A 19,305-nucleotide genomic window follows, 5' to 3' on the forward strand; every position below is an offset into this window, starting at 1 on the left:
ATTTGTGATATGTGGATTTATCCGGCGTAGGTCAACGTAAATTGATCGTGAAATAGGTGGGAATTTCGCATGATTTCCCCGCGTCCCGCGCATTGCTCCGGATCAAACTCTTGTTTCACGCCCGGCGCAGGCTGATATCCTCCCTCCATGAACGCCATTTCCCCGACCCCCGTCGCCGGCCTCATCGGCGCCATCGGCCAGACGCCCCTGATCCGCCTGGCCCGCGCCAGCGCCGCCACGGGATGCGACATCCTCGGCAAGGCGGAATTCATGAATCCCGGCGGCTCGGTGAAGGACCGCGCGGCGCTGGCCATCATCGAGGGGGCGGAGGCGCGCGGTGAATTGCGGCCGGGCGGGGTGATCGTCGAGGGCACGGCGGGGAATACCGGCATCGGCCTCACGCTTGTGGGCAATGCGCGCGGCTATCGCAGCGTCATCGTCATGCCGGAGACGCAGAGCCAGGAAAAGATCGATTTTCTCCGCATGATCGGCGCCGATCTGCGGCTCATTCCCGCCAAGCCCTACAAGGATCCAGGCAACTACGTGCATGTCTCCCGCCGCCTGGCCGAGGAGATGAACGCAGCCACCCCGGGCTCGGCCGTCTGGGCCAATCAATTCGACAATCTGGACAATCGCGAGGGGCATCGCCGCACCACGGGGGCCGAGATCATTCTCCAGGCCGGCGGGCGGGTGGATGGCTTCACCTGCGCCTGCGGCACGGGCGGCACCCTGGCCGGCATCGCCCTGGCGCTGAAGGCGCATGATGCGACGACGCGGGTGGTTCTGGCCGACCCGATGGGCTCGGCGCTGTATGCCTGGCGCAAGACCGGCACGCCGGTGATGAGCGAGGGCGGTTCCATCACCGAGGGCATCGGCCAGTCCCGCGTGCCCGGCAATCTGGAAGGTGCCCCCATTGATGACGCGATCCAGGTGACGGATGCGGAAGCGCTGGAACAGGTCTTCGACCTGACGCTGCATGAGGGGCTGTGCATCGGCGGCTCGGCCGGCATCAATGTCGCGGCCGCGGTGAAGCTGGCGCGGATGATGGGGCCGGGCCACCGCATCGTCACCATCCTGTGCGATGGCGGGGCGCGCTATCAGTCCAAGCTGTTCAACCCGGAATTCCTTCGGTCCAAGGGGCTGCCCGTGCCAGGCTGGCTTGCATGAATCTTGAGATCATCGAACTCGGCCGCTCCATCCGCGAGCGTGATCCGGCGCGGCCCTCCTGGCCGGAGGTCATCTTCTCCTATCCCGGGCTGCATGCAGTGCTGTGGCACCGGCTGGCGCATGGGCTCTGGGGCCTCGGCCTGCGCGGCCTCGGGCGCTTCACCTCGCATCTGGGGCGGATGCTGACGGGCATCGAGATCCATCCCGGCGCCCAGATCGGCCGGCGGTTGTTCATTGACCACGGGATGGGTGTCGTGATCGGCGAAACGGCGACCATCGGCGATGACGTGACCATCTATCACGGCGTGACGCTGGGCGGCCTCTCGCTCAAGGCCGGCAAGCGGCATCCGGATGTGCTGGATGGCGCCATCCTTGGCGCCGGGGCGCAGGTGCTGGGGCCGATCACGGTGGGGCGTGGCGCGCGGGTGGGCGCCAATGCGGTCGCCGTCGCTTCGGTGCCGGATGGCACCACGGTGGTCGGCATTCCGGCCCGCTGCTCGGGCCCCGATTGCCCGGAGACCATCACCGTGGGCTACGGCCTGCCCGCGCAGGAAATCGACCCGGTGGGCGAGCGACTTGCCGCTTTGGAGAGCGAAATGCGCGCGCTGCGCGTCACGCTGGAGCAGCGCCGGGCCGGTTGATCGCTGCCGCCCATGAATTTCTGGTGATCCCTTGCCCAGGGAAGGCTAACCTGTTCTCCGCATTCAGGAGATCCCGTCACCGTGACAGCCCGCTTCACCCGCCGCGCAGCCTTAGCCGGCGCCAGCCTTCTGCCCGCCGCTGCCCTGGCTCAGCCTGCCGTGGCTCAGCCGGCCTGGCCGACGCGCCCGGTTCGAATCATCGTGCCCTTCGCGCCTGGCGGCTCGGTGGACACCATGGCGCGCGCCATCGCCGCCCGCATGGCCGAGCGGACCGGCCAGACCGTGACGGTCGAAAATCGCGCCGGCGCCAATGGCACGGTGGGTGGCATCGCCGTCTCCCAGGCGGCGCCGGATGGCTACACGCTGCTGGTCTCGGCCTCGGTGCAGACCATTGCGCGGCTGGTGATGCGCGCCCCGGGCTATGACCCGCTGACCGACCTCAAGCCCATCGCCCGCACGGGTGAGGGGCCTTGCCTCATGGCCATCAACCCCTCCCGCCCGCAAACCACCATGGCCGAGGTGGCGGCCGCCATGCGCGCCAATCCGCGCGACTGGTCGGCCGGCGTGTCGGCCCTGGGTTCGGCCGGGCATCTGGCCTCGATCGAATTCGTCCGGCAGGTGGGTGCCGATGTGACCTTCGTGCCGTATCGCGGCACCTCGCCCATCCTGGTGGATCTGATGGGCGGGCGGCTTGGGCTGAACACCGACCCGATGCTGGCCATGCTGCCGCCGGTGCGGGCCGGCAGCCTGCGCGGCATCGCCCTCACGGCCCCGCGGCGCAACCCGGCCGCACCCGATATCCCCACCACGGCCGAAGCCGGCTTCCCGAGCGTGGATGCGCATTCCTGGTGGGCCATCTGGGCGCCGCCGCGCGTGCCCGAGGCCATCGCCGCCCGCATCGCAGCCGAGGTGGAGGCCATCATGGGCGAGGAAGCGATCCGCACGCGGCTTTCGGGCCTGGGCATCGTGCCGCTCTTCGAGGCTGGCGCCGCGCTGGACAGCTATATCGCGCGGGATTTCGACAAGGCGCAGGCACTGCTGCGCCTGGCGCGCGTCGAGCCGGAATAGGCCGCGCGGCGGGGTTGCGATCGCGCGCGAGGGAACACCTCCGCGCGGTGGGATCGAGGGGCCAGCCCCTCGAGCTCCCCGGCAGGAAACCGGTTTCCTGCACCTTCGATCAGGTGAAGCGCCAGGCGCGGGAGGCGGTGAAAACCACGGGGACGTTCACGCTGGTCGGGGAGCGTGACGGGGCAGAGCGCTCTCAGCTTTTGTTGGCTCAGCGGCCTGCTGGCGCTAACGCACCAGGTAGAGCGTCAGCACCGGAAAAATGCTGAGGAGGACCAGCACCACCGCCGTGGTGATGCAATAGGGGATGGTCCAGAGGAAGATCTCGCCGGGCTTCATCTTCGTCACGGCCGCCGCGATGAACAGCGCGATGCCGACCGGCGGTGACACCAGCCCCAGCACCAGGTTGATCGAGACGACCACGCCGAAATGCACGGGATCAATCCCGTAGATGTCGGTGGCGATGGGCAGCAGGATCGGCACCACCATGATCAGGCCGGGAATGCCGTCAATCACCGTGCCGATCACCAGCAGGATGACGTTCACCAGCAGCATGAAGGAGATGGGGCCGGTCGCGATGGTCTGCATCCAGGCGGCGATATCCTGCGGCACCTTGCCGAAGGTCAGCACCCAGCCAAAGACCGCCGCCGTCGCCACCATGAACAGCACCACGGCCGCGTTGCGCCCCGCCGCCAGCAGCATGCGCGGCAAATCCCGGTCATGGAATTCGCGCGTGACGAACCGCCCGATCAGATAGGCCGCGACGCAGGCGACGGCAGCACTCTCGGTTGCGGTCGCTATTCCGGTGGTGATGCTGCCGATGATGACCAGCGGGATCAGCAGCGGCATGCCGCCATCGCGCAGCAGCTTGAAGCGATCGGGCCAGGTGAGGGGGCGCGGCGTGGGAAAGGGGCTGATGAGGCCGACGACGAAGATCACCAGGAAGAAGCCCGCCGTCATCATCAGCCCGGGGATGATGCCGGCCAGGAACATGTCACCCGTGGCCACGCGCGCCAGCACCGCATAGACCACGAACATCATCGAGGGCGGGATGATCGGCGCGAGCAGGCCGGCCGAGGCGGTGGTGGCGACGGAGAAGCGGCGGTCATAGCCCTCGCGGTCCATCTCGGGGACGATGACGCGGCTCATGATGGCGATCTGTGCTGCGGCCGAACCCAGGATGCTGGCCATCAGCGCATTGGCCAGCACGTTGATATAGGCAAGCCCGCCACGCACCGTGCCGACAAAGGCGCGCGCGAGGCCGATGAGGCGCGTGGTGATGCCGGCACCGTTCATCACCTCGCCCAGCATGAGAAACAGCGGGATGGCGAGCAGGCCGTAATTCTCGACACCGCCGAACATCTGGATCGGGTAGGAGCCGAGCAGCACCTGGTTGTTGCTGGCGAAGATATAGGCCGCCGCCGAGAGGGCGAGCACGATGCCGATCGGAGCACCAATGAACAGCAACCCGGCGAAGGCGATGCCGGTGATCAAATCTCGGCCTCCTGCCGCTCGGCGAAGGCTTCGCCCGAGAACATGGCCACCACATCCTCCACCAGGTTGGCGGTGGCATGCACGGTGGTGGTGAGCGAGAACCAGGGCATCACCAGGAAGAAGGGCCATTTGGGCAGGCCGACCGTGGTGGGGCGCTCCATGTAGATGCCGTTGAAATTCACCTCGAAGAAGACCTGGAGGTTCCAGCCGCTGGCGATCAGCGTCGGCAGGTCGAACCACCACCAGCACAGCACCAGCATCAGCACGCCGAAGCCCAGCACGAGCGCATCCACGAGGACGCGCGCCAGATGCCGCAGGCGGCTGGGCAATGGGTCGGTCAGCAATGTGACGGCGAAATCCATGCGCTGGTGGACCAGCAGCGAGGCGCCGATGAAACAGCCCCAGACCATCGCGAAGACCGCCGCCTCATCCACCCAGAAGAGGGAATAGTTCAGGCTGCGGGTGACGACGTTGAGCAGGACGAGGCCGAGGACGAGGGCCATGCAGAGGACCAGGGCGCCGCGCTCAAAGGACGCAACAGCAAGGCTGAGCCGGCGCATCAGGTGAATTGCCGAAGGGCTTTGCCCCTGGACGTCCCCTGCACCCGCATTTTGACGAAGGTGCAGGAAACTGAGTTTCCTGCTGGGGGAGCGCGAGGGGGCAAAGCCCCCTCGCATTCAACCAAACTCACCTCAGCCGCGCGGATAAGCCGCGCGCAGCTGCGCCAGCGCCGGCGCCCGCGGCCCCCAGGCGCGATCGAACTGCGCCACCGCATCGCCGAAGAATTCCGGCCCCACCGGGCGGATCTGCATGTTGCTCGCGCGCAGTTGCGCACCTTGCCGCGCCTCGCGCTCCGGCATGGAATCGCAGAGCGCGTCCAGTGCCTCGCTCATCGTGCCGCGGATCAGCTCGCGATCCGCCGGGGCAAGGGTGGCGAAGACGCGCGCCGACATCAGCCCAAGTGCGGGGAAGGCGAAGTGGTTGGTCAGCAGCATCGTCTTGCAGATTTCCTGGAAGCGGTTGTTGATGATGCTCTCGAAATCGAGGTCCACACCGTCAATCTGGCCGTTGGAGAGTGCTTCGAAAATCGCCGGCAGCGGCAGTGGCGTGGGCGCCATGCCGATCAGGGTGAAGAAATCCCGCGTGGGGGCGGCGGGCGTGATGCGCACCTTCTTGCCGCGCAGATCGGCGAGGGTGGTGGTCGCGTCGCGCGTGATGATCTGCCGCATGCCGACCATGCCATAGCGGAAGCCGACGCAGCCCGTCGCCTGCGGCAGCCCGTTCAGCAGGCCGAGCGCGATGGGCCCGCGCAGCATCGCCACGGCAGCCTCGATATTGGGCACGATGAAGGGGGCGTGCAGCGCGCCGAAGGCATCCACGCGGTTGCTGATCTCGGAGGTCGTCAGCAGGCTCATATCCAGGGCACCGGTCTGCATCTGCTGCAGCATCGCCGCCTCATTGCCGAGCTGGCCCGAGGGAAACAGCGTGACCGTGAAGCGCCCGTTCGAGGCATCGCGAAGCCGCGTGCCCCAGGCCGTCAGCTGCTGGTTCCAGGTATGCGCGGGCGGCGTGATCAGCCCCAGGCGAAACTCGCGCGGCGCCTGGGCGCGGGCATGGTTGGCGGGCAGCGCCAAGGTGCTGGCTCCGGCCAGGGCGGCGAGGCTGGCGCGGCGGGTCAGGGAACGCGTCATGAAGTCTCTCCGTCCGGACGAAATGTGATGCCAGGGATGTGCGCCAAGCATGGCAGCTTTGCAAGCCTGTGTTTTTATTCCACCTTGATGACAAGCTTGCCGAAATTCTCGCCCTTGAGCAGGCCGATGAAGGCGCCGGGTGCCGCCGGCAGCCCCACCACCACATCCTCACGCCAGCGCAATTGCCCGGCCCGGATCAGCCCCAGCATCACGGCGCGGAACTGGCCGTAGCGTTCCCAGCCATGGTCGCTCACGATGAAGCCCTGGATGCGCAGCCGCTTGCGCACCACGGGGCCCAGATTGGGGCCGGCCGGCGCACCGGCGGCATCGGCACCGGGGGCGATGTTGTATTGCGAGATCATCCCACACATCACCATCCGGCCGAAATCGCGCAGGCGGGGAAACACCGCCGCCTGCACATGGCCGCCGACATTCTCCCAATAGACGTCCACGCCATCGGGGCAGGCGGCGTCAAGCTGCGCGTTCAGGTCGCCGCGGTGGTCCAGGCAATCATCGAAGCCCAGCTCCTCCTTCACGAAGGCGCATTTGGCCGCACCGCCCGCAATGCCGATCACGCGGCAGCCACGCGCCTTGGCGATCTGCCCGGCCACCTGGCCCACGGCACCCGAGGCCGCGCTGATCACCACCGTCTCACCGGCCTTGGGCTCGCCGATATCCTCCAGCCCCACCCAGGCGGTGAGGCCGGGCATACCGAGCACGCCCAGATTGGCCGAGAGCGGCACCTCCCCCACATCCACCCGGCGCAGGCGCCCGCCATCCATCACGCAGAAGCGCTGCCAGCCTTGCCCGCCCATTACCGTATCGCCGGGCGCGAAGCTCGGATCATCCGAGGCGACGACCTCGCCCACCGTGGCCCCTTCCATCACCGCGCCGAGCTCGACGGGCTTGGCGTAGCTTTTCGCGTCGCTCATCCGGCCGCGCATATAGGGATCGAGGCTGAGGAAGCGGTTGCGCACCAGCACCTGGCCGCGGCCGGGCAGGGGGACGGGGCGTTCCACCACCTCGAAATCCTCGGCCACGGGCTCGCCCACGGGGCGGCGTTTCAGCAGCACCTGGAGGTTGTTTTCACTCATGGCTCGCAGCCTTCCTCGATCAACAGGGCGCGGACCATGGCTTCGTCCACGCCGCTTTCAGTGAATGCATCGCCGGCGCCGCGCAGCAGCACGAAGCGCATCGCGCCGTCACGGGCCTTCTTGTCGGCGCGCATGCGGGCGATCAGCCGCGCCACCGTGAAGCCGCGCGGCAATTGCGCGATGCGGTTTGGCAGGCCGATCTCGCGCAGATGCTCGCGCACGCGGCCGGGCATTTCCTGCGAGCAGAGGCCAAGCCGGGCCGAGAGTTCCGTGGCGAGGCCAAGCCCGATGGCCACAGCCTCGCCATGCAGCAATTCGCCGCCATAGCCGCACTCGGCCTCCAGCGCATGGCCGAAGGTGTGGCCGAGATTGAGCAGGGCGCGCCCGCCCTCCGGCTTCATCTCGAACTCGTCATCCACGACGACGGCGGATTTCAGCTTGCAGCTTTCCAGCACGGCATGGGCCAGGGCATCGGCATCGCCCCGCATCGCCCGTGGCCCCTCGCTCTCGCACCAGTCCCAGAGCGGGCCCTGCAGCAGCCCGTGCTTCGCGACCTCCGCCCAGCCCGCGCGCAAGTCGCGGGGCGGCAGGGTGCGCAGCGTCGCGGTATCGGCCAGGACGAGCTTAGGCTGGTGGAAAGCGCCCAGCAGGTTCTTGCCGTGGCTCGTGTTGATGCCGGTCTTGCCGCCGACCGAGCTATCCACCTGGGCCAGCAGCGTCGTCGGGCATTGCACGAAGGGCAGGCCGCGCAGCACGGCGGCCGCGGCGAAGCCCGCCAGATCCCCCACGACGCCGCCACCGAGGGCGATGACGGTGAGGCGGCGATCCGCCTTGGCGGAGAGAATGCCATCCACCAGGCGCTCGAACTGCGCGAAGCATTTGCTGGCCTCGCCGGGCGGCACCAGGAATTCGGCGGCGACGCTGAAGCCCCCATCGGCCAGCGATTCGCGCAGCATGGGCAGGTGCAGCGGCGCCACCGACTGGTCACTGACGATGACCACGCGCCGCCCTTCCAGCCGCTGCGCCAGCTCGGCGCCGGCGCGTTTCAGCACGCCCTCTCCCACGACGATGTCATAGGCGTTGCGGGAAAGCTCGACGCGCAGCCGCTCGGGCGGGCGATGGGCGGCGATGGCATCGGCCACGCGGCGCGTCGTCACATCGGGGTGTTCGTCGGAACAGATCAGGGTCACATCGGCCTCGGCATAGGCGGGGTGGCGGGCGGCCATCAGCCGTTCCAGCACCTCGCGCGGGTCCTGGTTCACGAACATCGGCCGGTGGTCGCGCCCGGCGACGCGGCGCATCAGGGTGGAAAGCCGGCATTTCAGCCAGATGGTGATGGCCCCCGCCTCACGGATCGCGGCGCGGGAGCGCGCATCCACATAGGCGCCGCCGCCGGTGGCCAGCACGATGGGGCCATCCGCCTGCAGCAGCCGGGCGATGACCCGGCGCTCGCCCTCGCGGAAATGCGCCTCGCCATAGCGGGCGAAGATTTCACCGACGGGAATGCCGGCCGCGCGCTCGATCTCGGTATCGGCATCGCGAAAGGGCAAGCCCCAGCGCGCCGCCAGGCGACGTCCGATCGAGGATTTGCCCGCCCCCGGCATGCCGACCAGCACGATGCTTCGTGAGGCCGGCGCTTGAAGGGAATCGGGCTGGGCGAGGTTGCGTGACACTGGCCCCAAGGCTAGCACAATCCCTATCTTGCGCGAGGGGATGCCAAGCCCGCCATGTTTCGCCGTCCGGTGCTGACCTTGCTGATGCTGTTGCTCTGTGCCGCGGCACTGGGGCTGCTGGCACTCGGCGCCTTCCCGCCCGCCATCACCAGCGCGCCGGTGGAGCGCGTCCTGCCCAATGACCGCTTCCAGGTGCGTTGAAGCGGCGGCCCGCAGGCTGACGGCGCTGACGCCGCGGATCGCGGGCATGCCGCGGTGAACCGCCACCTCGAATCCTTCCTGGAGATGATGGCGGCCGAGCGCGGCGCGGCGCGCAACACGCTGGAGGCCTATCGCGCCGATCTGGAAAGCGCGCTGGCCCATCTGCCCGGCGACGCGGTGGCGGCGAGCCCCGCGGATCTGCGCGGCTGGCTGGCCACCCAGGCGGCATTTTCCGCGCGCACCCAGGCCCGGCGCCTCTCCTCCTTGCGGCAATTCTACCGCTTCCTGGCGCGGGAGGGCCTGCGCGCCGATGACCCGACGGAATTGCTCGACAGCCCCCGCGCGCCCGCCTCCCTGCCCAAGGCCCTGACCGAGGCGGAGGTGGGGCAATTGCTGGAGGGGGCGCAAAAACTCCCGCCAGCCCAGGCGCCGATCGCCGTGGCGGCGATCGAGCTGCTCTACGCCTCGGGCCTGCGCGTGACGGAGCTGGTGACGCTGCCCGCCGGCATGCTGCGCGCCGAGGAACCCCTGGTCACGGTGATGGGCAAGGGCCGCAAGGAGCGCCTGGTGCCGATCTCCCGCCGCGCGCGGGAGGCGGCGCAGGCGGCGCAGGAGGGGTTGGTGCCGCGCGGCAAGGGGCGGCTTTCGGCCAGGAAATGGTTGCTGCCCTCACGCGGGGCGAATGGGCATCTGACGCGCCAGGGGGTGGGGTTGCTGCTGAAGCAGGCGGCGCTGGCGGGCGGGCTCGATCCGGCGAAGGTCAGCCCGCATGTGCTGCGGCACAGCTTCGCCACGCATCTGCTCTCACGCGGGGCGGATCTGCGCGCCTTGCAGACGCTGCTGGGCCACGCCGATATCGCGACCACGCAGATCTATACGCGCGTCCTGGAGGAGCGGCTGCGGGCGGTGGTGGAGGAACATCACCCCCTCGCGCGCGGGTAGCGAAGACGGTGACACCGCTGCGGCCCTCTGTTTTCAACAATTTTTGGGTTGCTGCTCGCACACCGGCAGGGCACCGGATTGCTTCGGTTGGCTGCTGAAAAACCTTCGTGATGGAGGGCGAGGGGCCAGCCCCTCGCGCACCCCGGCAGGAAACCGGTTTCCTGCACCTTCGTCAGGGGCGTGGCCTATCGCTGAAATCCGAATCCAGGAAAGCCAAACCCCTCGCGCCCTCAGCTGCGCGGCACGCAGACCGCGTTGGAGCCGACATTGGGCAGCAGGCAGTGATGCTGCGCACCCTGCATGTAGATGCCGTTGGGCAGCGTCCAGGCCCGGTCCATCCGCACGAAGGGCATGCCGCGCCCGTCATCATTGCGCGGGCAGCGGCCGGCGATGTTGAAGGCCGGCGTCACGTCACCCGTGGTGGAAGCCACCGGCAGCGGCCGCGGGCTGCGGCCTTGCTGGAGCACGCCGCAGGCGGGCGCGCCCGGCAGCGGCTGCAGCACGCCATAGGCGCCGAAATTGGCGGCCGGGCGGATGCGGATGGGCCGGCCCGCCGCGATCTCCGCCGCATTCGGGAAGGTCACCTGGTTGCTGGGCGCGGCCGGCTGCGCGACGGGCCGGGGCGGCGGCGGCGGTGGCGGCTCACTCGCGCAGGCGAGCAGCAGGACAGGCGTGGCGAGAGCCAGATGGAGCAGGCGCATGGGGGGGGGGGTGCTTTCACCGCTTTTGCGGTCCGGGTGTTTCCTTGGCAATGCGCAAGGCTACACCCGGGATCACGCAAATCTCAAGCGGAACGGCGTCCGGCCTCAGCCTCAAGCCCTTGTTTCGCGCACCAATTGCCGCAACCGCGCCGCGGCCTCACTGCCCTTCAGCGAATCGCGCCACATGGCCTCGGCCACGCGCTGATGGACCGAGACGGCTTCCTCGGCGGCGGTGATGCCGGCGACGCCGGTCGAGGCGGAGGGCGGCGCATCGGCGGCGATGGGCGAGGTGATGACATGCGCGCGGTCCCGCCCGCGCAGCACCATGAAGGGTGCGGCCGGCTGCACCCCGGTGGCGAGGCCGAGCTGCAGGCCGATGGGCACGGTTTCCATGATCGTGGCCATGGCCTCCGCCTCCTGCGCCGCGGCGATGCGCGCACGGCTGCGGGACGCCTCGGGGATGTTCAGCCCGGCGGCGATGCCCTCGGTGAGGAGGGTGATGATGGCCGCTTCGCTCAGCACGGCGATCACGCTTGGCCGCTTTTGCGTGTAGAGGCGCTTGCGGGCGGTGAGCGCGCCCAGCCCCTGTTCGATCAGGGAGATCGCGACATTGCGGTCAGGTCCGGCGGGCACGGCCTGGGTCCAGGCCTCGGCCAGGGCGCCTTCCAGCGCCTCGCCCGTGATCTGCCAGCAGAAGGCGCCGCCGACGAGCAGGATCTGGTCCGCCTGCTCCTCCAGCCCGCGCAGCCGCTCCTGGAAGGCGGCGGGGCGGGCGAAATATTCGATGCCGATGCCCAGCAGGGAGAGCGGCGAGACCTTCAGCAGTTCCGCGAGGCGGCGGATCGTCTCCAGCTTGATCACCTCGCCCTTTTCGTAGCGATACAGCGCCGCGCGGGAGACACCGAGGCGGGCGGCGATCTCCTCGGCCCGCATGCCGGATTCCATACGATAGGCGCGGAGCTGCTGGCCGATATCAGCGAATTTCATGAGATTCTGCCTCGCTCCTTGGGGTGGTTGCGCAGTTTTGGATAATGGCTTGGCGCCAGGAACCCGACCGCGCAACCGGAAGGTGGTAACTCTTTCAAGATACAACCTTTGTAAACGAGATCAAGCTTCATCTGCAAAGAATTGCCTCAAAAACCGTAACGGCGCGGAGAGTTACCATCCGGCGTGTTTTTCGCCTAGATTGCCGGGATGAACCCAGAGCTTCACACCACCCTGACCGGCTGGCGCCGCCACCTCCACGCCCATCCCGGCCTGACGCTGGATGAGGGCGAAACCGCGGCCTTCGTGGTGGAAAAGCTGAAATCCCTCGGCGTCACGGAAATCGAAACGGGGGTGGGCGGCCATGGCGTGGTCGCCACCTTGCGGCGGGCCTCCACCGGCGCGGGGGGCAATCGCAGCGTCGGGTTGCGGGCCGACATGGACGCCCTGCCCATCCAGGAACTGGACGAGACCCTGCCGTATCGCAGCCGCAAGCCCGGCGTCATGCATGCCTGCGGCCATGATGGCCACACCACCGCCCTGCTGGGGGCCGCGGCCCTGCTGCTGGCGGATACGAGCTGGTCCGGCACGGTCCGCCTGGTCTTCCAGCCGGCCGAGGAAGGCGGCGGCGGCGCCCGCCACATGATCAAGGACGGGCTGTTCCAGCGTTTCCCGATGGATCGCATCTTCGGCTGGCACAATTGGCCCGGCCTGGAAGCCGGGCATATCGCCATCCATGAGAAGGCCGTGATGGCCGCCGGCGCCCGATTCGACATCACCTTCGATGGCCATGCCGGCCACGCCGCCCTGCCGCATATGACTCGCGATCCCATGCTGGGCATCGGCCACGCCATCGTGGCGCTGCAATCCATCGTGGGGCGCAACGTGGACCCGCTGCAATCGGCCGTGGTCAGTGTCACCATCGCCGAGGCCGGCACGGCCGGGAACCAGATTTCCAACCGCGCCAAGCTGACCGGCACCGCGCGCTGGCTCGACGAATCGGTGGGTGACCTGATCGAGGCCCGCATGCGCGAGATCGCCCATGGCATCGCCGCCGCCTATGGCCTGACTGCCGAGGTGGGGTTCCGACGCGGCGTGCCCGTCACCGCCAATCACCCGGCCGAGCGCGAGACGGCGGCGGCCGCCGCCGCCAGCGTCACCACCATCCGCCGCGACCTGCCGCCCGCCATGACCGGCGAGGATTTCTCCTGGTTCCTGGGCGAAGTGCCCGGCGCCTTCGTCTGGATCGGCAATGGCCCGGCCGATGGCGGGCGCGAATTGCACCACCCCGCCTATGACTTCAATGACGACGTGCTGCCCGCGGCCTCAGGCTTCCTCGCCGCTGTTGCCAAGCGCGCACTTGGAGAGAATTGATGCCGGATATCTCAAGGTTGCGCCGCTACATCCAGGCGATGACGCGCCTCGCGGACCAGGACCCCAGCGAGGCGCGCTGGCTCTCCGAGGGCGAGGCGCTGCTGGCCGACCTCATCGCCCATGATGACTGGCTGCCCGAGGCGCTGGCCGAACCCGGCCCCACCTATCGCCAGTATCTGCTGCATTGCGACCCGCTGGAGCGTTTCTCGGTGGTCAGCTTCGTCTGGGGCATCGGCCAGCGCACGCCGATCCACAACCACAAGGTCTGGGGCCTGGTCGGCATGCTGCGCGGCGCCGAAGTCAGCGTCACCATGCACCCCGAGCCCGGGAAGCCCATGCGCGAGGGCCAGGTGGACCGTCTGACGCCGGGCCAAGTGGTCGGCGTCGGCTCGGGCGAGGAGGATGTGCATTGGGTGGAAAACGCCATCCCCGATCGCCCCTCCATCTCCATCCATGTCTATGGCGGCAATATTGGCGCCATTGAACGGCATGTGTTTGACGGGGCGACGAGTGCGCGCAAGCGCTTCGTCTCGGGCTACACCAACAGTGTGGTGCCCAATCTCTGGGACCGATCCGCGGAATTGGTCTGAGGGCGCAACCTTTAGGCCAGCCGGGGCGTTGTGCGCGCATTGCCGCGAAAGGCCCCCGCATGCCCATCCGCCCCTTCGGCGCCACCCTCCTGCTTCTCCTGGCCAGCCTGACGCCGGCTGTTGCCCAGACAGGGGGCGCCGAACCGCGCGCTGCCGAAGCCACGGCCGCGCGCAAGGCGGACCCGGCCGGCAGCTTCTCGGTCTCCTATGACAACGACCTCTTTGCCGGGACGGACCGCTACTACACGAGCGGCCTTCAGTTCGACTGGCGCTCGGCCTCCGAGAATCCGCCTGGTTGGCTGGCCTGGCTGAACAACCGCCCGGGCAATTTCCTGTTTCCGCAGGGCGGCGCGCCGCGCTGGGGGCTTTCGGCCGGGCAGAACATCTTCACCCCCAGCGACACGCAGCGCCGCAACCCCGACCCGCAGGACCGGCCCTATGCCGGCTGGCTCTACGGCGCCGTCTCCCTCGTATCCAGCACGGCCACCGAATTTGGCGGGCTGGAATTGCAGGTCGGTGTGGTGGGGCCCTCGGCCCTTGGGCGCCAGGCGCAGAACGGCGTGCACCGCCTGCGCAACCTCGATCGCGCCAATGGCTGGAGCTATCAGCTCAAGGATGAGGTGGGCGTGAACCTCATCCTCTCGCGGCAATGGCGCTTCAACCAGGAGGTGGGCGTGGGCGGGCTCTCGGTCGGCATGGTGCCGAGCCTGACGGGCAGCCTGGGCAATGTGCTGACCTATGCGAGTGCCGGCCTGGTGCTGCGCCTGGGCAACAACCTGACGGCGGATTTCGGGCCGCCGCGCAACCGCCCGGCCATCTCAGGCTCGGCCTTCTTCGAGCCGGGTGAGGGCTTCAGCTGGTATGTCTTTGCCGGCATCGAGGGCCGCGCCGTGGCGCGCAACATTTTCCTCGATGGCAACAGCCTCCAGGACAGCCGCAGCGTGGAGCGCATTCCCGGCGTGGCGGATGCCAGCGTGGGGGCGGTGCTCATGCTCAGCCGGGCACGGCTGACGGCGAGCTACACCTTTCGCAGCCGGGAATTCTCCACCCAGCCCGAGGCGGCGCAATATGGCTCGATCAGCCTGTCCGTGCGGTTCTGAGGGCATGGCCGCCTGGGCGGAAGCCTGAGACGGCCGCATCTTGTCAGCAGGTTGCTGGAAAAGGGCAGATAGCGAGAGGGCTTTGCCCCCTCGCGTTCCCCCACCAAGAAACCAGTTTCTTGGATCTTCGATGGAATAATCCCCCGAACGAAGGTGCAGGAAACTGTGAAAACCACGCAGGTTTTCACCCTGCCGGCGAGCGCGAGGGGCAGAGCCCCTCGATGCCATCACGCCGGTGTTCCAGCAGCCGCGCCGATCAGGGGCGGTTGATCGTCTGGAGCACGTCGAAGCCTTCAAAGCTCGGCGGACCCAACGTCAGGTTCTTGCTGCTGCCGGCGCCGGAATGGGCGCGGCGGAACTGGTCCGAGCGCGTCCAGGCGTCAAAATCCGCGCGCGAGGCCCAGAGTGTGGAGGAGGAGTAGAGGATGTGATCCTCGGCCTGCGGTCCGCGCAGCAGCTGGAAGCTGACGAAGCCGGGCAATTCATGCAGCCGGCTCTCGCGATTCAGCCAGACCTGCTCGAACTCGCCGGCATGGGCGGGGATGACGCGAAAGCGGTTGGTGGCGACGAACATGCGGACATCCTGCGGTGGTTCACCGCCGCATCCTGGCACATTCATCCAGGCGTGTTCAGCGGGCGGGGCGCGCCGGGCGGATCTGGGCGACGCGGATCGCGGCGGGGCGGGGCGCGCCGCGGGCGGCGCTGCCGCGCGCGGCTGTGCCGCGGCGGGCGGCGCTGCTGCGGGTGGAGTAGGACACCGGGCGGATCATGTCATCCGACGCATCGGCGAAGCTGCTGCTGGCCGGGCGATTGTGGATGAAGCCATAGGTCGGGTATTCGCGGCCGAAATTCTCGGCCGTCCAGCCCACCTGCACGCGCACGCGGGTCCAGGAGTTGTCGTCCGAGACGTCCATCACCTTCACATTGTGCATGACGGTGCCGCGGCGGATGCCCGGGCCGCCCCAATTCGCGTGGTCAATCTCGATCATGCGGGCGTTCAGCACGCGCGACACGACGGCGACATGGCCCGAGCCCATGGAGCCCGAGCCCGGCCAGGCGAGGACGGAACCCACCTGCGGGCGCTGGCCGCGGGCATAGCGGCCGGCGGCATTGTGCCACCAGTCACGCCCATTGCCGGAAATCTCCATGCCGGTGACCGAGCGCGCATAGGGCACGCAGGTCAGGCCGCCGGAAAAGCTGCCGGCGCGCGTCTGGCGCGGCCGCGCCTGGCGCTGGGCCACGGCGGAATTGGTGCGCGATTGCGATGCGGAAGGCCGCACATCAGACCTGGCATCCCCGCGAGAGGCAGCGGCCTCCGGCGCGAAGGGCGATGCGGCGAGCATCAGGCACATGGTCAGTTGGGCAACCTTAAGACGCATGCAGAACACCTCCTGGGTGGATGGAATTGTTTCGGCGTGTTTCGGGGTATCCGGGTGGGCCGGTCCGGGCAACCCGCGACGTTGATACACGGCGTAATTCGCCGTGATTCGTCCGGAGGGTGGGGGTGGAGGGGGCAGAATCAGGATAATTATCCTGCAATCCAGGGGTATGACTCTGTGTGCAACACTGTGGCAGCCAGAATGTCACACTCGGCGCGCCAGTCTCCCGCCGCCCGCGGCAGCATCGCCGCGGTGGGCGATAATCATGTTTTAACGTCTTTGGCATAAAAAACGCGCTGGCCCGAACAGGCCAGCGCGTTCTTCTGTTCTCTTGCGGGGAGCGCTTCGTCCCCGCCTGGAATTACTTGCAGGCGGTGATCATGATTTCGACCAGGTGGCGCGGATCGGCCATATTGGCCTGCACGCAGGCGCGCGCCGGACGGCCGGCATCGCCCAGCCATTCCACCCACACCTTGTTCATCGCGTCACGGTCACGGATGTCCTTCAGCCAGATCTGCGCCTGCAGCAGGCGCGTCGTGTCCGTGCCATTGGCCTCCAGCAGGGCGTCGATCTTGGCGACCACCTGGCGGGTCTGGCCGGTGATGTCCTGGCTCAGGTCATCGGCCGTGATGCCGGCCAGATAGACGAAATTGTGGTACTCGACGGCGCTGCTCAGAATCTGGTTGCTGCCGGTGCGGTTGATCTTGCTCATCTCGGGCGTTGCTCCTGCTGGGTGGAAGGTCGGCAGACTTAACGCAGCCCGCCCTTTGGCGAAAGGCGTCCCGCCCGCTGGCCAGCCAGCCCGAGCGGGCGCATCATGCCGTGCGGGTTGGGCCTTCCCACCCGCCCCTGATCCGCAACGGCCTGCGCCGCGCCCCCGATGATGGGCCGCGCGGCGATCCAGCCCGGCGCGGATCGCCCCGCAGGAGAACGGCCATGCGCCATCGCGCGATGATCATCCCAGGCTTCGCCGCGTTCCTGCTGGCGGGCTGTGCCACGCCGCCCCCGCCGCCCCCGCCGCAGCCCATCGCGACCCTCACGCTGCAGGATGCGATGATCCAGACGGTGGATGCCCTGGCCGCGACCCGCCGGCACGCCGCGCGGGAGGCGCGCGGCCATTTGCGCGTCTGCGAGGTGGAGGCGGTGTTTCACATCACCGCCCTGCAACCGCTGCTGCCGGATGGCACGGCGGCTGCCGCCAGGCTCGCCATCAGCCCGCCCGGGGATGATGAATCGGCCCATGGCAGCACCATCACCCTCACCCTGGCCGGCGAGAATTGCGATGAGCCCACCCCGCCCCATGCGCGGGCGCGGCGTCAGCGCCCGGAGTGAGCGCTGAACTCAGTCATTGCCGCCATAGCCCTTGCGCAGCCAATCCACCACCGGCAGGGCCGGCCGCCGTGCGGCGCGCGCAGCCCGACGGCGGGCCGAGACGGCGTTGAGCAGGACTTCCCCGCTGGTGGCGCGGTGCAGCGTCAGCCGCCGGTCGAAGGGCTCCAGCGAGCCGGGATGCTGGCCGATCATGACGATGGCGGCATCGGGCAGGGCCTTGGTGATCAGCGTCAGCATCGCATCGGCCGCTTCCGCATCCAGCGCATCCGTCGCCTCGCCCAGCAGGATCCATTGCGGGCGCAGCAAAAGCAGCCGCGCGAAGGAGAGGCGCTGCTGCTCCGCCCCGCTCAGCGCATCCACCCAATCCCCCTCGGTATCCAGCCGCTCCACCAGGCGGCCGAGGCCGACCTCCTCCAGCGCCTGGACGATCAGGTGGTCGGCGACGGCGGGGGAGGGCAGCGCCAGCGCGTGGCGCAGCGTGCCCTCGGCCAGGAAGGCGCGGCGGCCGACGGCCACCATCTCGGCATCCACCGGCAGATAGATATGGCCGCGCCCCCAGGGCCAGATGCCGGCCAGCACGCGGAACAGCGTGGCCGCGGCTTCGGGGTCGCCGTCAATCAGCACATGCTCGCCGCGCTGCACCCGCAGATCAAAGCCTGAGAGCATGGCCGTCCCATCCGGGTCCGCCACCCACAGGTCATCGAAGCCAAGCCAGGGGCCGGGCGCGCGGTCCAGGTCAATCGCCGTATCGCCGGTGCGCGCGGCTTCCAGGGCGACGATCTGCACCGCTTCCTCCAGCGCCAGCACACGTTCGACCGAGGCGCGCCATTCGGCGATGCGCGGCAGGTTGTCCACCGGCCAGGACAGTGCGGCCGTCACCTGCTGGAAGGCCTGGGCCGATTGCATCAGCCGGCCCAGCGTCAGCGTGCCATCGAGGAAGCGCGGCGTGCCGACCAGGATGGGAAACACGGCGGCCAGCGCCGCATAGCCCGAGGAAAAGGCGATCAGCCGCGCGAGGCCGACCGATTGCGCCTTCCAGGCGAGCGCGATGGTCTCGAAGCGGGAAGCCAGCTTGTCACGCTCCGGCGCCTCGGCGCGCGCGATGGCGATGGCTTCGCCGCATTCGCGGGCGCGGACCAGCTCGAAGCGGAAATCCGCCTCCTTGGTCTGGCGGGAATCGGTGGCGCTGACCAGCGGCCGGCCCAGGATGAAGGCGACGACGGCGCCGATGCCGGCATAGATCAACGCCAGCAGCACGAGGTGCCCCGGCAGATCGAGCCCCGCCACGCGGATCCAGCCCGAGAGCGACCAGAGGATGCCCACGAAGGTGACCAGCAGCAGCACGCAGTAGAAGAAGGTGCTGGCCAGATCCACCGCGGCCTCGGTCAGCACGCGCACATCCTCGGCCACGCGGCCATCGGGGTTGGCGTGGTCGCCGGGGATCAGGCCGGCCTGGTAATGCCGCGCATCCTCCATCCATTCGCCGATGACGCGCCGCGTCAGCCAGCGGCGCCAATCCAGCTGCAAATGCCGCTTGACGACCAGGTGGCCCATATTGGTGACCATGATCCCCAGCAGGATGGCCAGGAAGACGAAGATCTGCGCGGTGGCATGCTCGGTCGAGCGGCGCTCCAGCGCGTCAAACAGGTCAGCGCTCCAGATGTTCAGCCGGATCGCCAGCGCCACCTGCAGGACGACCAGCAGCGCCAGCAGCCCGACCATGACGCGCGGCTTCCAGCGGCCAGGCTGCGTCCAGTAGGGGCCGGTGAGGCGGATGAAGTCGCGAAAGAATTTTCGCGGGGCCTGGGCTTCGGTGAGGTCGCTCATGCTGCGGGAATGCAGCCGAAGGGGCCGGAGCCGCCAGTCCTCATCATCGC

General features: G+C 68.5%; 20 protein-coding genes. 9 read left to right on the forward strand and 11 right to left on the reverse strand.

Features of this window, described 5'->3' with window-relative positions:
* Nucleotides 1-147 precede the first annotated feature (147 nt).
* The 3 genes from LHU95_RS07475 (at nucleotide 148) to LHU95_RS07485 (ending at nucleotide 2,876) form a co-directional block, all read left to right on the forward strand.
* Entirely contained in the window at nucleotides 148-1,167 is a 1,020-nt protein-coding gene (locus tag LHU95_RS07475) for a cysteine synthase A (RefSeq protein WP_248710738.1), read from the forward strand.
* Complete coding sequence (gene cysE, locus LHU95_RS07480) at nucleotides 1,164-1,808, forward strand: serine O-acetyltransferase (protein WP_248710739.1); 645 nt, start codon at nucleotides 1,164-1,166, stop codon at nucleotides 1,806-1,808. Before LHU95_RS07475 ends, cysE begins: the two co-directional genes overlap by 4 nt.
* A gap of 81 nt (nucleotides 1,809-1,889) precedes the next feature.
* Nucleotides 1,890-2,876, forward strand: coding sequence for a tripartite tricarboxylate transporter substrate binding protein (locus tag LHU95_RS07485; RefSeq protein WP_248710740.1), 987 nt, complete (start codon nucleotides 1,890-1,892; stop codon nucleotides 2,874-2,876).
* Between the two features lie 225 nt (nucleotides 2,877-3,101).
* Here the strand turns inward: LHU95_RS07485 and LHU95_RS07490 are convergent, their stop codons facing one another.
* The 5 genes from LHU95_RS07490 to aroB all read right to left on the reverse strand — a co-directional run bounded on the left by LHU95_RS07490 (nucleotide 3,102) and on the right by aroB (nucleotide 8,843).
* Complete coding sequence (locus LHU95_RS07490; RefSeq protein WP_248710741.1) at nucleotides 3,102-4,367, reverse strand: TRAP transporter large permease; 1,266 nt, start codon at nucleotides 4,365-4,367, stop codon at nucleotides 3,102-3,104.
* Nucleotides 4,364-4,927: a TRAP transporter small permease gene (locus tag LHU95_RS07495; RefSeq protein ID WP_248710742.1), complete on the reverse strand. Its 564-nt coding sequence runs from the start codon at nucleotides 4,925-4,927 to the stop codon at nucleotides 4,364-4,366. Before LHU95_RS07495 ends, LHU95_RS07490 begins: the two co-directional genes overlap by 4 nt.
* Nucleotides 4,928-5,059: 132 nt before the next feature.
* Nucleotides 5,060-6,058, reverse strand: a complete 999-nt coding sequence (locus LHU95_RS07500; protein WP_248710743.1) for a TRAP transporter substrate-binding protein — start codon at nucleotides 6,056-6,058, stop codon at nucleotides 5,060-5,062.
* Between the two features lie 74 nt (nucleotides 6,059-6,132).
* Nucleotides 6,133-7,152 carry an NADP-dependent oxidoreductase gene (locus LHU95_RS07505; RefSeq protein WP_248710744.1) on the reverse strand — a complete coding sequence of 340 codons (1,020 nt, stop codon included), beginning with the start codon at nucleotides 7,150-7,152 and terminating at the stop codon, nucleotides 6,133-6,135.
* On the reverse strand, nucleotides 7,149-8,843 hold the full coding sequence (aroB, locus tag LHU95_RS07510; RefSeq protein WP_248710745.1) for a 3-dehydroquinate synthase: 1,695 nt from the start codon (nucleotides 8,841-8,843) through the stop codon (nucleotides 7,149-7,151). The genes LHU95_RS07505 and aroB overlap by 4 nt, the downstream gene beginning before the upstream one ends.
* 36 nt (nucleotides 8,844-8,879) lie before the next feature.
* Here aroB and LHU95_RS07515 point away from each other — a divergent pair, with 36 nt between their 5' ends.
* Entirely contained in the window at nucleotides 8,880-9,026 is a 147-nt protein-coding gene (locus tag LHU95_RS07515) for a hypothetical protein (RefSeq protein WP_248710746.1), read from the forward strand.
* 54 nt (nucleotides 9,027-9,080) lie between these two features.
* Nucleotides 9,081-9,968 carry a tyrosine recombinase gene (locus LHU95_RS07520; protein ID WP_248710747.1) on the forward strand — a complete coding sequence of 296 codons (888 nt, stop codon included), beginning with the start codon at nucleotides 9,081-9,083 and terminating at the stop codon, nucleotides 9,966-9,968.
* A 230-nt stretch (nucleotides 9,969-10,198) separates the two neighbouring features.
* Here LHU95_RS07520 and LHU95_RS07525 read toward each other — a convergent pair whose 3' ends face one another.
* Together LHU95_RS07525 and LHU95_RS07530 are read right to left on the reverse strand one after the other, a co-directional pair.
* On the reverse strand, nucleotides 10,199-10,669 hold the full coding sequence (locus LHU95_RS07525; RefSeq protein ID WP_248710748.1) for a hypothetical protein: 471 nt from the start codon (nucleotides 10,667-10,669) through the stop codon (nucleotides 10,199-10,201).
* 111 nt (nucleotides 10,670-10,780) lie between these two features.
* A complete protein-coding gene (locus LHU95_RS07530) occupies nucleotides 10,781-11,656 on the reverse strand; it encodes a helix-turn-helix transcriptional regulator (RefSeq protein ID WP_248710749.1) in 876 nt (291 codons plus the stop codon).
* 207 nt (nucleotides 11,657-11,863) lie between these two features.
* Here LHU95_RS07530 and LHU95_RS07535 point away from each other — a divergent pair, with 207 nt between their 5' ends.
* Genes LHU95_RS07535 through LHU95_RS07545 form a run of 3 tightly spaced genes read left to right on the forward strand, consistent with a single transcriptional unit; the run spans nucleotide 11,864 to nucleotide 14,717 of the window.
* Nucleotides 11,864-13,027 (forward strand): amidohydrolase, encoded by a 1,164-nt coding sequence (locus LHU95_RS07535; RefSeq protein ID WP_248710750.1) that lies wholly within the window; start codon nucleotides 11,864-11,866, stop codon nucleotides 13,025-13,027.
* Nucleotides 13,027-13,617 (forward strand): cysteine dioxygenase, encoded by a 591-nt coding sequence (locus tag LHU95_RS07540; protein WP_248710751.1) that lies wholly within the window; start codon nucleotides 13,027-13,029, stop codon nucleotides 13,615-13,617. Before LHU95_RS07535 ends, LHU95_RS07540 begins: the two co-directional genes overlap by 1 nt.
* A 59-nt stretch (nucleotides 13,618-13,676) precedes the next feature.
* Nucleotides 13,677-14,717, forward strand: a complete 1,041-nt coding sequence (locus tag LHU95_RS07545; protein ID WP_248710752.1) for a lipid A deacylase LpxR family protein — start codon at nucleotides 13,677-13,679, stop codon at nucleotides 14,715-14,717.
* Between the two features lie 256 nt (nucleotides 14,718-14,973).
* Here the strand turns inward: LHU95_RS07545 and LHU95_RS07550 are convergent, their stop codons facing one another.
* From LHU95_RS07550 to LHU95_RS07560, 3 genes are all read right to left on the reverse strand, one after another.
* Entirely contained in the window at nucleotides 14,974-15,291 is a 318-nt protein-coding gene (locus LHU95_RS07550; RefSeq protein ID WP_248710753.1) for an antibiotic biosynthesis monooxygenase, read from the reverse strand.
* Nucleotides 15,292-15,346: 55 nt separating this feature from the next.
* Entirely contained in the window at nucleotides 15,347-16,096 is a 750-nt protein-coding gene (locus tag LHU95_RS07555; protein WP_248710754.1) for a CHAP domain-containing protein, read from the reverse strand.
* Nucleotides 16,097-16,457: 361 nt separating this feature from the next.
* Complete coding sequence (locus LHU95_RS07560; protein WP_248710755.1) at nucleotides 16,458-16,808, reverse strand: RidA family protein; 351 nt, start codon at nucleotides 16,806-16,808, stop codon at nucleotides 16,458-16,460.
* Nucleotides 16,809-17,032: 224 nt separating this feature from the next.
* On the opposite strand from LHU95_RS07560, the gene LHU95_RS07565 reads away from it, so the two are divergent.
* The gene (locus LHU95_RS07565; RefSeq protein ID WP_248710756.1) at nucleotides 17,033-17,428 is read left to right on the forward strand and encodes a hypothetical protein; all 396 of its coding nucleotides are present in this window, start codon (nucleotides 17,033-17,035) and stop codon (nucleotides 17,426-17,428) included.
* A 9-nt stretch (nucleotides 17,429-17,437) separates the two neighbouring features.
* Here LHU95_RS07565 and LHU95_RS07570 read toward each other — a convergent pair whose 3' ends face one another.
* Complete coding sequence (locus LHU95_RS07570; protein WP_248710757.1) at nucleotides 17,438-19,255, reverse strand: SbmA/BacA-like family transporter; 1,818 nt, start codon at nucleotides 19,253-19,255, stop codon at nucleotides 17,438-17,440.
* Nucleotides 19,256-19,305: the final 50 nt, after the last annotated feature.

The sequence above is a fragment of the Sediminicoccus sp. KRV36 genome (assembly GCF_023243115.1).
GTDB lineage: Bacteria > Pseudomonadota > Alphaproteobacteria > Acetobacterales > Acetobacteraceae > Roseococcus.